The 12,441-nt window shown below is 72.8% G+C and carries 10 protein-coding genes; 7 read left to right on the top strand and 3 right to left on the bottom strand.

Features of this window, described 5'->3' with window-relative positions; all coding sequences use genetic code 11:
* Positions 1 to 96: 96 nt before the first annotated feature.
* Positions 97 to 450 (bottom strand): hypothetical protein, encoded by a 354-nt coding sequence (locus ACVV2G_RS18975; protein WP_453843903.1) that lies wholly within the window; start codon positions 448 to 450, stop codon positions 97 to 99.
* Between the two features lie 275 nt (positions 451 to 725).
* Here ACVV2G_RS18975 and ACVV2G_RS18970 point away from each other — a divergent pair, with 275 nt between their 5' ends.
* Genes ACVV2G_RS18970 through ACVV2G_RS18955 form a run of 4 tightly spaced genes read left to right on the top strand, consistent with a single transcriptional unit; the run spans position 726 to position 6,190 of the window.
* Complete coding sequence (locus ACVV2G_RS18970) at positions 726 to 2,030, top strand: ABC transporter substrate-binding protein (RefSeq protein WP_453843902.1); 1,305 nt, start codon at positions 726 to 728, stop codon at positions 2,028 to 2,030.
* 10 nt (positions 2,031 to 2,040) lie between these two features.
* Positions 2,041 to 2,997 carry a carbohydrate ABC transporter permease gene (locus tag ACVV2G_RS18965; protein ID WP_453843901.1) on the top strand — a complete coding sequence of 319 codons (957 nt, stop codon included), beginning with the start codon at positions 2,041 to 2,043 and terminating at the stop codon, positions 2,995 to 2,997.
* Positions 2,994 to 3,812, top strand: coding sequence for a carbohydrate ABC transporter permease (locus tag ACVV2G_RS18960; protein ID WP_453843900.1), 819 nt, complete (start codon positions 2,994 to 2,996; stop codon positions 3,810 to 3,812). The genes ACVV2G_RS18965 and ACVV2G_RS18960 overlap by 4 nt, the downstream gene beginning before the upstream one ends.
* A complete protein-coding gene (locus tag ACVV2G_RS18955) occupies positions 3,809 to 6,190 on the top strand; it encodes a beta-xylosidase/alpha-l-arabinosidase (RefSeq protein WP_453843899.1) in 2,382 nt (793 codons plus the stop codon). The genes ACVV2G_RS18960 and ACVV2G_RS18955 overlap by 4 nt, the downstream gene beginning before the upstream one ends.
* Before the next feature lie 136 nt (positions 6,191 to 6,326).
* Here the strand turns inward: ACVV2G_RS18955 and ACVV2G_RS18950 are convergent, their stop codons facing one another.
* Positions 6,327 to 6,899, bottom strand: coding sequence for a dihydrofolate reductase family protein (locus ACVV2G_RS18950; RefSeq protein ID WP_453843898.1), 573 nt, complete (start codon positions 6,897 to 6,899; stop codon positions 6,327 to 6,329).
* 305 nt (positions 6,900 to 7,204) lie between these two features.
* On the opposite strand from ACVV2G_RS18950, the gene ACVV2G_RS18945 reads away from it, so the two are divergent.
* Complete coding sequence (locus ACVV2G_RS18945) at positions 7,205 to 7,837, top strand: DUF6629 family protein (protein WP_453843897.1); 633 nt, start codon at positions 7,205 to 7,207, stop codon at positions 7,835 to 7,837.
* A 4-nt stretch (positions 7,838 to 7,841) separates the two neighbouring features.
* Here ACVV2G_RS18945 and ACVV2G_RS18940 read toward each other — a convergent pair whose 3' ends face one another.
* On the bottom strand, positions 7,842 to 9,479 hold the full coding sequence (locus tag ACVV2G_RS18940; RefSeq protein WP_453843896.1) for a PucR family transcriptional regulator: 1,638 nt from the start codon (positions 9,477 to 9,479) through the stop codon (positions 7,842 to 7,844).
* A gap of 223 nt (positions 9,480 to 9,702) precedes the next feature.
* Here ACVV2G_RS18940 and ACVV2G_RS18935 point away from each other — a divergent pair, with 223 nt between their 5' ends.
* Complete coding sequence (locus ACVV2G_RS18935; protein WP_453843895.1) at positions 9,703 to 10,971, top strand: aspartate aminotransferase family protein; 1,269 nt, start codon at positions 9,703 to 9,705, stop codon at positions 10,969 to 10,971.
* A gap of 20 nt (positions 10,972 to 10,991) precedes the next feature.
* The gene (locus ACVV2G_RS18930; protein ID WP_453843963.1) at positions 10,992 to 12,431 is read left to right on the top strand and encodes an NAD-dependent succinate-semialdehyde dehydrogenase; all 1,440 of its coding nucleotides are present in this window, start codon (positions 10,992 to 10,994) and stop codon (positions 12,429 to 12,431) included.
* Positions 12,432 to 12,441: the final 10 nt, after the last annotated feature.

Here is a 12,441-nt window from a genome sequence, read left to right as displayed (position 1 = left end):
CCTCGTACCCTGCTCGCTCCGCGGGAACGGCGCTCCGGCGGCCCGTCCCGCTTCCGCCGCGGGCCGGCCGCGCCCATGAAGCAGAGGCCGACGCGATCAGCCCCAGTAGCCGTTGACCCACGCGAGCAGGCGGGCGCGCTTCCTGTACGAGCGCGTCGCGTGGAGGCCGCCGGACGTGGCGTTCTCCCCGGGCCCGCCCCGCAGGCCGTATCCGTAGTCGCCCGGGCCGTACTCGCCGTCGCGGTAGCCGTCCATGTCGTCGGCCAGGCGGAGGAGACCGTAGTCGAGGTCGAGGTTCTCGCCACTCCTCGGTGATCCGGCCGGGGCGGCCCGGTCGACACGGCATTCCGGGGTGACGGGCCGGCCCAGGTACCAGCCCGCGACGAACACGCCGTAGACCGCGGCGGCGGCGCCGAGGCGCCGTGGGGCGACCCGGTGGGGAACGTTCACCGGTGCCCTCGTTCCGCGACAGGGGCCACCGAACGACCATGGAGATCGCTCTCGAAAGTGTCGGTGGTGTGACGCCGCTCCTTTCGCTGTCCCGGTCGGCAGCGTAGCCGCACCCAATCCAGCATGCCCCGGGCGACGGAGGCAGGGCAGGGTCGCGCGGTCGATAACGTTTTGAGTCGGCGCCTGCAGGCCCATTGACCGCCATTCCCGTCTGACTTTACTGTCCGTCAACACCGACTTTCGGTGCTGGTGCCGAAACATTCGAGAGGCGAACGATGAAGACACGTGCGCGCTTGCCCGGACTGGTCGCCACCGGTGCGACGCTCGCCCTGGCGCTGAGCCTCGCGGCCTGCGGTGACGGAAACGGCGGGGCGTCGTCGGACGACGGCAAGATCCACGTCCTGGTCTACGGGGACGCCGGCAACAAGGTCGAACAGCAGATCGTCGACACCTTCAACAAGACGTCCGACGTCAAGGCGGTCCTCGACACCATCCCCGGTGCCGACTACCAGAAGAAACTCCAGACGATCATCAACACCCCCCAGGCCCCGGACGTCTTCTTCAACTGGGGCGGCGGCAGCATCAAACCGTTCGTCAAGGGCGACCTGCTGCTGCCGCTCGACGACTTCATCCGGAAGGACCCGGACCTGAAGGAGAAGTTCCTGCCCTCCGTCTTCGACAGCGCCGTCGTCGACGGCAGGCCGTACGGCATACCGATGCGCGGCACCCAGCCGGTCCTGCTCTTCCACAACAAGAAGGTCCTCGAAGAGGCGGGCGTCCAGCCGCCGAAGACCTGGGACGAGCTGCTCGCCGGGGTGGAGAGGCTCAAGGACGAGGGCGTCACGCCGATCGCCCTCGGCGGCGGCGACGTCTGGCCCACCCAGATGTGGTTCCAGTACCTCTACGACCGCATCGCCGGTCCGGAGCTGTTCGCCAAGGCCGTCGGCGGCGACAAGAGCGCCTGGGAGAGTGCGGACAGCAGGAAGGCGCTGGGCATGATCAAGGATCTCGTCGACACCGGCGCCTTCGGCAAGAACTACGACTCCGTCAAATACACCAACGGCGGCTCGGTGCAGCTCATGGCCTCGGGCAGGGCCGGATTCGAGCTGATGGGCTCCTGGTACTACTCCCAGCAGCTCACGGACCACCAGGAGTTCGCCGAGCAGGACCTCGGCCACACCGCCTTCCCGTCCGTCGAGGGAGGCAAGGGCGACCCGGCCAACGTCGCCGGCAACACCAACAACTACTACTCGGTGACGAAGAAGACCAAGCACCCCGAGGCCGTCGCCGAGTTCCTGAAGCTCATGTACTCCGACGCGTTCGTCAAGGCGCAGCTGGACATCGGCAACCTGCCGACCACGACCAACACCGACCGGTTCATCGACACCTCGGGCACCCCCGCGTACGCGCGCTTCCAGTACGACCTCGTCGCCGACGCCCCGTCGTTCCAGCTGTCCTGGGACCAGGCGTACCCGCAGAAGGCGAGTTCGGACATGCACAAGGCCATCCAGCAGTTCTTCAACGGACAGCTCGACGCGGACGGCTTCATCAAGGCCATGCAGGCCCTCCCGACCGACTGACGAACGGCTCATGACCACACAGACCACGAGTGCCCGGCCCGCCGCCGGGCCCCGCAAGGAGTCCCGGTGGCGGCCGCCCGCCCCGTCCACGACGAAGGTGGGCCGCCCCGGCTTCGCCTGGGCGCTGCCCGCCGCAGTGTTCTTCGCCCTCTTCGCGATCGTGCCGCTGCTCATGGTGGCGGTGCTGTCCTTCATGAGCTGGGACGGGATCAGCTCGCCCGAGTTCGTCGGCACGGCCAACTGGTCGCGCCTCATCGACGACCCGGTCATGCTCAAGAGCATCTGGCTGACCCTGCTGCTGACCGCGCTCGGCGTGCTCCTCCAGACCCCGCTGAGCATCCTGCTCGGTGTCTGGGCCGCCGGTCACCAGCGCAACCGCGCCGTCCTGTCGGTCATCTACTTCATCCCGCTGCTGCTGTCCGCGACCGCCGTGTCCGTGCTGTGGCGGGCCCTGCTCGACCCGAACTTCGGCATCCCGGCCGACGCGGCCTGGCTGTTCGGCGACGGCAACCTGTTCGGTGAACAGGCCACCGCCATCGGGGTACTGGCGTTCGTCAGCACCTGGCAGTTCACCCCGTTCCACACGCTGATCTACCAGGGCGCCGCCCGCGCGGTCCCGCCGGTGCTGTACCAGGCGGCGGAGATCGACGGAGCGGGCCGCTACCGGCAGTTCTTCCACATCACACTGCCCCAGCTGCGCACCTCCATGATCACCTCGATGATCCTGATGATCGTCGGCGGCCTGACCACGTTCGAGACGGTCCTCATCCTGACCCAGGGCGGCCCCGGCAGCGACACCACCATCAGCGCCTACTACATGTACGACAAGGCGTTCAAGAGCTTCGACTACGGCACCGGCTCCGCGATCGCCCTGGCCCTGGTCGTCGCGGCCACGGTCGTCTCGCTGATCGTCGTCCGGGTCTCCGGTTACGACAGGATGCGCAGCTCCATGGAGGGTGTGTCATGAGGCGCCGACCGAACTACCTGGCCGGTGCCGGCTCGCTCCTCTGGCTCCTGCTGGTCGGCCTGCCGCTGTACGTGATGCTCGCCGCGACCCTGCGCACCCGCCAGGACTACGCCGAGAACGGCCCGGTCTCGATCCCGGACACCTTCACGCTGGACAACTACACCGGTGCCTTCGACTCCGGCTTCGGCCAGTACTTCCTCAACACGCTGGTCGTCACCGCCTGCGTGATCGTCATCGTGCTGCTGCTGGTCCCGCCGCTCGCCTACGCGATCGTCCGCAGCCGCGGCCGGGTCACGACGGCGATCTTCCGGCTGTTCCTGCTCGGCCTCGCCATCCCGGCCCAGGCCGTGATCGTGCCGATGTTCTACCTGATCAGCGAAGCCGGGCTGTACGACAACCTCCTCGGCGTCATCCTGCCCACCGCCGCGTTCTGCCTGCCGATGTCCGCGCTGATCCTCAGCGGCGCGATGCGCGACATCTCCCCGGAGCTGTACGAGGCCATGGCGATGGACGGCGCGAGCCCGCGGCGCGTGTTCTTCCGGCTCGTCGTGCCGCTGTCCCGCGGCGGACTGTCCACGATCGTGGTGTTCTCCGCGCTCCAGGCGTGGAACGGCTTCCTGTTCCCGCTCGTCCTGACCCAGTCCGAGTCCACCAAGGTGGTCACCCTCGGCCTGTACAACTTCCAGACCGCGCACGGCATCGACATCCCCGGTCTGCTGGGAGCCGTGGTGCTGTCCATGGTGCCCATCCTGCTCGTCTACCTGTTCGCCCGCCGCGCCCTGGTCCAGGGCCTGATGGGCGTCGGAGGAAAGTGATCGACAACGTGGCCGTTGAGACCGCCCCCGAAGTCCCCCTCTGGAACGACCCCGCCCGCCCCGTCACCACCAGGGTGTCCGCGCTGATCGAGGCGATGACCCCGAAGGAGAAGATCGCCCAGCTCTACGGCGTGTGGGTCGGCGCCTCCGACGAGGGCGGCGACGTGGCCCCCCACCAGCACGACATGGAGGAGGCCGTCGACCTCGACGCGCTCCTGCCCACCGGACTGGGCCAACTGACCCGCCCCTTCGGCACCGCCCCCGTCGACCCGGCGCTCGGCGCGCTGTCGCTGCTGCGCACCCAGGCACGCATCGCCTCGGCGAACCGCTTCGGCATCCCCGCCCTCGCGCACGAGGAGTGCCTGGCCGGCTTCGCCACCTGGGGCGCGACCGCCTACCCGGTCCCGCTGTCCTGGGGCGCCACCTTCGATCCCGCGCTCGTCCAGCGCATGGCCGCCGCCATCGGCCGCGACCTTCGCTCCGTCGGCGTCCACCAGGGTCTCTCGCCCGTCCTGGACGTCGTGCGCGACGCACGCTGGGGACGGGTCGAGGAGACCATCGGCGAGGACCCGTACCTCGTCGGCACCATCGGCACCGCCTACGTGCGCGGCCTGGAGGACGCCGGTGTCGTCGCCACCCTCAAGCACTTCGCCGGCTACTCCGCCTCCCGCGCCGGACGCAACCTGGCACCCGCCCCCATGGGACCGCGCGAGCGCGCCGACATCCTGCTGCCGCCCTTCGAGATGGCGATCCGCGAGGGCGGCGCCCGGTCGGTGATGGCCTCCTACACCGACACCGACGGCGTACCCGCCGCGGCCGACGAGGACCTGCTGACCGGACTGCTCCGGGACACCTGGGGCTTCGACGGCACCGTCGTCGCCGACTACTTCGGCATCGCCTTCCTCAGGACACTGCACGGCGTGGCCGCCGACTGGGCCGACGCCGCCGGTGCCGCACTGCGGGCGGGCGTCGACGTCGAGCTGCCCACCGTCAAGACCTTCGGCGCACCCCTGGTGGAGGCCGTCGACGCGGGCCGGATCCCGGAGGAGCTGATCGACCGGGCCCTGCGCCGGGTGCTCACGCAGAAGGCGGCGCTCGGGCTGCTCGACCCGGACTGGGACCCCGTACCGTCCGCGCTCGACGGCGCGGCACTGGACGACCCGGAAGCCCTGCGCGGCCGGATCGACCTGGACGGCCCGGCGAACCGGGAGCTGGCCCGCACGGTCGCCGAGGAGGCCGTCGTGCTCCTCAGCAACGACGGCACCCTGCCGCTCACCCGGCCGCGCCGCATCGCGCTGGTCGGTCCCAACGCCGACGAGCCCACCGCCGTACTGGGCTGCTACTCCTTCCCCCGGCACATCGGCGTCCACCACCCCGGAACACCGGTCGGCATCGCACTGCCGACCTTGCGCGACACGCTGGCCGCCGAGTTCCCCGACGCCGAACTCACGGTCGCGGCAGGCACGGGCGTCGACGACGGGGACGTCTCCGGCATCCCCGGCGCCGCACGGGCGGCCCGGGACGCCGATGTGGTCGTCGCCGTCCTGGGCGACCGGGCCGGGCTGTTCGGCCGCGGCACCAGCGGTGAGGGCTGTGACGCCGAGTCGCTGGCCCTGCCCGGCGCCCAGCAGCAGCTCCTCGACGCGCTGCTCGACACCGGCAGGCCGGTCGTCACCGTGCTGCTCGCGGGGCGCCCCTACGCCCTCGGCCGGGCCGTGGCGGAGTCCGCCGCGATCGTCCAGTCGTTCTTCCCCGGCGTGGAGGGTACCGCCGCCCTCGCCGGAGTGCTCAGCGGACGGACGGACCCCTCCGGCCGGCTGCCGGTCAGCGTGCCGCGCGGCACGGGTGCGCAGCCGGCCACCTACCTCGGGCCGCGGCTCGCCCACGCCGGCGAGGTGTCCACCATCGATCCGACGCCCGCCTTCGCCTTCGGCCACGGTCTCGGCTACACCACGTTCGAGTGGAGCGGCCTCGCGGTGGCCGGCGAGGAGGCGCCCACCGACGGCGAGTTCGTGCTGGAACTCACCGTCCGCAACACCGGCGGACGGCACGGCACCGAAGTCGTCCAGCTCTACCTGCACGATCCGGTGGCCTCCGTCGTCCAGCCGGTGCAGCGCCTCATCGGCTACACGCGGGTGCCGCTCGCCGCCGGCCAGGCCCGCCGTATCCGCGTCACGGTCCCGGCCGACCTCGCCTCCTTCACCGGCCGCGACGGCCGCCGTGTCGTCGAACCGGGCGACCTGGAGCTGCGGCTCGCCGCCTCCAGCAGCGACCCGCGTCTGACGGCGACGGTCGCCCTCACGGGGCCGCGACGCCGGGTCGACCACACCCGGCGCCTGCACGCCGTCTTCGGGCCGGCGGACGGCGCCGACGCCTGACCGGCCGGCCCGAGGCGCCACGAGCGGTGCTCCCGACGACGCCCGGGAGCACCGCTCGCCTCGCACGGCCGGGCCGTCGACCCGCGGGAGCACCGCCCGTCCCGCGCGGCCGGGCCGTCGACGGGCCGGGACCCGGTCAGCGGACGACGTCGAACACGTTCTTCTGCACCCCGTTGGCGTAGGCCTCGTACTCGACCAGCTTCAGCTTCCGGGCGTCCTGGTCCGTCGCACTGAACAGGCGCTTGCCCGCGCCGAGCAGCACCGGGAAGACGAGCAGGTGGTAGCGGTCGACCAGGCCGGCGTCCGACAGGCCGTGGTTCAGCGTGGAGCTGCCGTGGACGATGATCGGGCCGCCCTCCGTCTCCTTGAGCGAGGCCACCTCGTCGAGCGAGCGCAGGATGGTCGTCCCGCCCCAGTCGGACACCAGGTCGTCCTCGGTTAGGCGGGTGGAGACGACGTACTTGGGCATCGCCTTGTACCGGGCGAAGTCCTCCATGTCCGGCCACACCCGGCTGAACGCCTCGTAGCTCGTCCGGCCCAGCAGCATCGCCGCGGCCTCGCTCTGCTCCCGGCCCTTGATGTCGTACGCCTCGGGGAGGAAGTCGACGTGCTCGACGGTCCACCCGGAGTTCCGGTAGCCCGGTTCGCCGCCGGGGGCCTCCATCACGCCGTCGAGGGAGACGAAGGCGGTGCTGATCAACGTACGCATGTGGGGTCCTCCGGGTCCGGTGTGCGGTTTCCGTGTCTTCGACCGGCGCTCGCCGGAAAACTCATCGGTCGCCGCCCGGACAGGAGAGGGGAGGGGAGGGGAGGGGAGATGCTCGCGCGCAGCGGCCGGGGCCGCCGTGGAGACGCCCGCGGAGGGACCCGTCGAGGTGTCCGGTGCTTCGGTGTCCGGGTGGGACGGACGTCGGTGAGGACGAACCCCGCCCGCGGGGCACGGCCGTGTCGACGCGGCCGTGCCCCGCGGGCCGGTGAGGATGGAAACCCGTCGGCCGACCCGAGGACGCAGAGATGTGCTGGAGCGCGGAGGCCGACCTCGTCGCGGGGACCGGGGTCGCCGCCGTCGGCGTGGCCTGTGTGGTGCGCGCCGGCCGGGCGCGTGACCTTCCGCTGGCCGCGCTTCCCCTGCTGCTCGGAGTGCACCAGATGGTCGAGGCGGCGGTCTGGGCCTCCGGCGGGGGGACCGGCCCGGCCACCCTCGCCTGGACCGTCATCGCCCTGCCCCTGCTCGCCCTGTGGGTGCCGGCGGGTGTGCTGTGCGCCGTTCCGCGCAACGCGCGGCGCGGCCCGGCCGGGGCGCTCGCCGTGGGAGCCGTCACGGCGGCGGTGCTCGCGTACGCCCTCGCCACGCGTCCCGTGCGGGCGGAGATCCGCGGCCACACCGTGGGTTACGTGGTGGACCTGCCGCACGCCCCGCTGCTCGTCGCGGGCTACCTGGTGGCCACGGTCGGCTCCCTGCTGCTGTCCGGCGACCGCGGTCTGCGCGGGCTCGGGCTGCTGACCGCGGTGGGGGCGCTGATCTGCTGGGGCCTGTGGCGTCTGGAGTCCGTCTCGACCTGGTGCGCGTTCGCCGCGCTGTGCTCGGTGGCTCTGCTCGGCTGGGTGAACGGACGCCGGGTACGGCCCGTGGCCCGTCCGTTCTGACGGGTCAGTGGTTTCGCAGCGCGTCCAGCGCCTGCAGCGCCACGTGGAGTTCGGTGCGCTGCTCACCGGACTCCAGATCGCGGCCCAGCAACCGCTCGATGGCGCGCAGGCGTTGGTAGACGGTCTCCCGGGACAGGCCGCCGGCGCGGGCGGCGAGGGTCTTGTTGCCGGCGGCGTCCAGATACCCGCGCAGGGTCGCCAGGAGGTCGGTGCCGTGCCGGGCGTCGTGGTCGAGGAGCCGGCCCAGCTGCCGCTCCGCGTACGCCTGGACGCGGGGGTCGTCGCGGAGCGCGTACAACAGGCGGCGCAGGCCGATGTCGGACCGTTCGTGGAAGGAGCGGTCCGGCGGCAGGGCCTGACCGGGCCCGGTGGCCTCGGCCACCCGGGCCGCCTCGCGGAACGACCGGGGGACGCCTGCCAGGTCGGCGGCCGGGGAGCCGACGCTCACGGCCGTGCCCGGGGCCGGGTCCAGCGCGGTGCGGCTCAGCCGCTCCACGACCGGCCGCCAGGGCTGGGAGGGGCGCAGCGCCAGCAGAACGCCGAGGCGGCCCGGGGCGAGGAGGCCGACGAGTGCCCGGGTGCCCGTCGCGCTCACCTCCTCGGAGAGAAGGGACTCGGTCCGCGCGGTGTCCTGTGCCGCGGGGACGTCCACGACCACGGCGACGAAGCGGCAGTCCTCCGTGGGCAGTCCCAGGGCCGTGATCCGGGCGTGCGCGTCCGCGGGGGAGCGGTGGCGCTGTTCGACCAGGTCGCGCAGAGCGTTGCGGTGCGCGGTGCGTTCCCAGGGCGTGGGGTGGGTGAGGCGGGCGATGGTGAGGGCCATCGCGGCCCTCTCCAGCACGGTCTGGTCCTCGGGCCCGAAGGCCGGCGCGGGGGCCGAGCCGGGCGGGCCGGGGAGCATGACCACGCGCCCCCAGTCCTCGCCCCGGTACTCCACCGGGGCCACCAGCCAGCCCTCGGGGCCGCGGACGCCGACGCGGTCGACGGGGGGAGTGGTCCGGGAGCGCTGTTCCCAGCCGGCGAGCGCGGCGTGCGTGGTCCTGCCGGAGGTCTCGCAGACCAGCGCCCGGTGCACCAGGTTCTCCAGCACGACCGTGCGTCCGCTCGTCTCCGCCGCGGTGCGCAGCACCTCCTCGGGGCCGGCGCCGCGCAGGGTCAGGGCGGTGAACGCCTCGTGGACGCGCTGGGTCCGGCGCATCGCGTCCGCCTGGTTGCCGAGGAGCAGTGTGTGCACGACCTGGGTGACCTCCAGGAAGTTGACGTCCTTGGCGAGCGTGACGAGGGGCAGGCCGCGTGCCCGGCAGGCGTGGACGAGGGCGCCGGGCGGCCGGTGGTAGCGGCGGACGAGTTCGATGACCAGGGCGGCGGCGCCGACGGCGGCGAGTTCGTCGACGTAGCGGCGCACCCCGGCGGGGTCGTCGGGCAGGGGCATGCCGGTGGTGAGGACGAGTTCGCCGCCCTTGAGGAAGGAGGCCGGGTCGGTCAGTTCGGTGATGTGGACCCAGCGGACCGGGCGGTCGACGGCGTCCAGGCCGGTGACCACCCGGGGGTCCCCGCCCGCCAGGACCGGCAGCGCCAGCACGTCGGCCACGGTGAGCGGGCGGCCCGCCGGGTCCGGGGCCCTGCGCTGCTTCTCGCTCACGGTCCCTCCCTGCGACCCCGTCACTGTGACAAGCCGTTGCTGCCCTGCGCAAGGGCGCGCGGGCGGTGGCCGGGGCGCGGACGAGGGGCGCGACGGGTGCGGAACGGCTGACACATCGTCCGGACACCGCCCCGCGGCCGGACAGATCACGCGGTGCCGGGGCGTGGACCGGGGGAAGGCTCGGGGGACCGCAGCAGACCGACGACCGGGCCGGGAGACGAGCATGACCGCACTGTCGCCGCACCTTCGCCAGGCCACCCCGGTGGTGGCCGTCCGGGGCGAGGGCGTCCACCTCCACGGCGAGGACGGCCGCCGCTATCTGGACTTCACCGCCGGCATCGGCGTCACCAGCACCGGGCACTGCCACCCCAGGGTCGTGGCCGCCGCCCAGGAGCAGGTGGGCACGCTGGTCCACGCCCAGTACACGACCGTCATGCACCGGCCCCTCAAGCGTCTCGTCGAGCGGCTCGGCGAGGTGCTGCCCGCCGGTCTGGACAGCCTGTTCTTCACCAACTCCGGCAGCGAGGCGGTGGAAGCTGCGCTGCGGCTGGCCCGCCAGGCCACCGGCCGGCCCAACGTCCTGGTCTGCCACGGCGGCTTCCACGGCCGGACCGTGGCCGCGGCCTCCATGACCACCTCCGGCACCCGCTTCCGGTCCGGTTTCTCACCGCTGATGAGCGGGGTGGTCGTCACCCCGTTCCCGACGGCCTTCCGCTACGGCTGGGACGAGGAGACCGCCACCCGCTTCGCGCTCCGGGAACTCGACTACACCCTCCAGACGATCTCCTCGCCCGCCGACACCGCCGCCGTCGTCGTCGAACCGGTGCTCGGCGAGGGCGGCTACGTGCCCGCGACCCGCGCCTTCCTGGAAGGCCTGCGGGAGCGGGCGGACCGGCACGGCTTCCTGCTGATCCTGGACGAGGTGCAGACCGGCGTGGGCCGCACCGGCCGGTTCTGGGGCCACGAGCACTTCGGCGTCACCCCGGACGTCCTCGTCACCGCCAAGGGGCTGGCCAGCGGATTCCCGCTGTCCGCGATCGCCGCCCCCGAGGAGCTGATGCGCAGGGCCCGGCCGGGCTCGCAGGGCGGCACCTACGGCGCCAACGCGGTGGCGTGCGCGGCGGCCTGCGCCACGCTCGACGTCGTACGGGACGAGAAACTGGTCGAGAACGCCGAGGCCATGGGCGCGAGGCTGCGGCACGGGCTGGAGGCGGTGGCCGCCCGCACGCCGGCCATCGGGGACGTGCGGGGCATGGGGCTGATGCTGGCCGGCGAGTTCGTCACCGAGGACGGCGACCCGGACCCCGGGACGGCCGCCAGGGTCCAGCGCGCCGCCGTGGACGAAGGGCTGCTGTTGCTGCTCTGCGGAGCCTGGAACCAGGTGGTCCGGATGATCCCGGCCCTCGTGATCGGAGAGTCCGAGGTAGACGAGGGACTCCGGGCCTGGACGGCCGCCGTCGAGGCCGGCACCTCGGCACCGGCGAAGCGGTGAACACGACCGGGAGCTACCTCGTGACCGGCACACCGACACGCCTCTTCGTCGGCGGCGCCTGGACCGACGCCGCCGACGGCGCCACCCTGCCCGTGGACGACCCCGCGACCGGTGAGATCCTCTGCCGGGTCGCCGACGCCGGCCCCGAGGACGCCCGGCTCGCCGAGGACGCGGCGGTACGGGCGCAGGAGGAGTGGGCCCGCACGGCGCCGCGGGCGCGCAGCGAGATCCTGCGCCGCGCCTACGAGATCCTCCTCGACCGCGCCGACGGCCTCGCCCGCCTGATGACGTCCGAGATGGGCAAGCCGCTGGCGGAGGCCAGGGGAGAGGTCGCGTACGCGGCGGAGTTCTTCCGCTGGTTCTCCGAGGAGGCCGTCCGTGTCGAGGGCGGCCACGGCGTCCTCCCCGACGGACGCCACCGCATGCTGCTCTCCCGGCGCCCGGTCGGGCCCTGTCTGCTGATCACCCCGTGGAACTTCCCGCTGGCCATGGGCGCCCGCAAGATCGGCCCGGCGGTCGCGGCCGGCTGCACCATGGTGCTCAAGCCCGCCCCGCAGACCCCGCTCTCCAGCCTGGCACTCGCCGACGTCCTCGCGGAGGCCGGGCTGCCGGACGGTGTGCTCAACGTCGTCCCCACCTCCCGGGCGGGGGCGGTCTGCGAGCCGCTTCTGCGCGGCGGACGCATCCGCAAGCTGTCCTTCACCGGCTCCACGCGGGTCGGCCGGCTCCTGCTCGCCCAGTGCGCCGACACGGTCGTCCGCGCTTCGATGGAGCTGGGCGGCAACGCGCCCTTCATCGTCTTCGACGACGCCGACCTGGACGTGGCCGTGAACGGCGCGATGATCGCCAAGATGCGCAACATGGGCGAGGCGTGCACCGCAGCCAACCGCTTCTTCGTCCACCGGTCGGTGGCCGAGGCGTTCGCACGGCGCCTCACCCGACGGATGGAGGCGCTCGTCGTGGGCCCCGGCACCCGCGACGGGGTCGACGTCGGCCCGCTCATCGACGCGGCCGGGCGGGCCAAGGTCGAGGAGCTGGTGGCCGACGCGGTGCGGCGCGGCGCGCGGATCCTCTGCGGCGGCCGTACGCCCGAGGGCCCCGGCTGCTTCTACCCGCCCACGGTGCTCACCGACGTCGGTGCGGACAGCCGTCTGATGGACACGGAGATCTTCGGCCCCGTGGCGGCGATCCTCACCTTCGACGACGAGGACGAGGCCGTACGCCGCGCCAACGACACTCCCTGGGGGCTCGTCGGCTACGTCTTCACCGAGGGGCTGGACCGGGCCCTGCGCGTCAGCGAACGCCTGGAGGCCGGCATGGTCGGCCTCAACACCGGGCTCGTCTCCCACCCCGCCGCGCCCTTCGGCGGCGTCAAGCAGTCGGGGCTGGGCCGCGAAGGCGGAACGGTGGGGATCGAGGAGTTCCTGGAGTACCAGTACGTCGCGATGCCGGCCCGGTGACCACCCGGGC

This window comes from Streptomyces sp. JK94, from assembly GCF_053613315.1.
The sequence above is the reverse complement of the archived record's forward strand: the minus strand, read 5'-3'. Positions and strand labels throughout refer to the sequence as shown.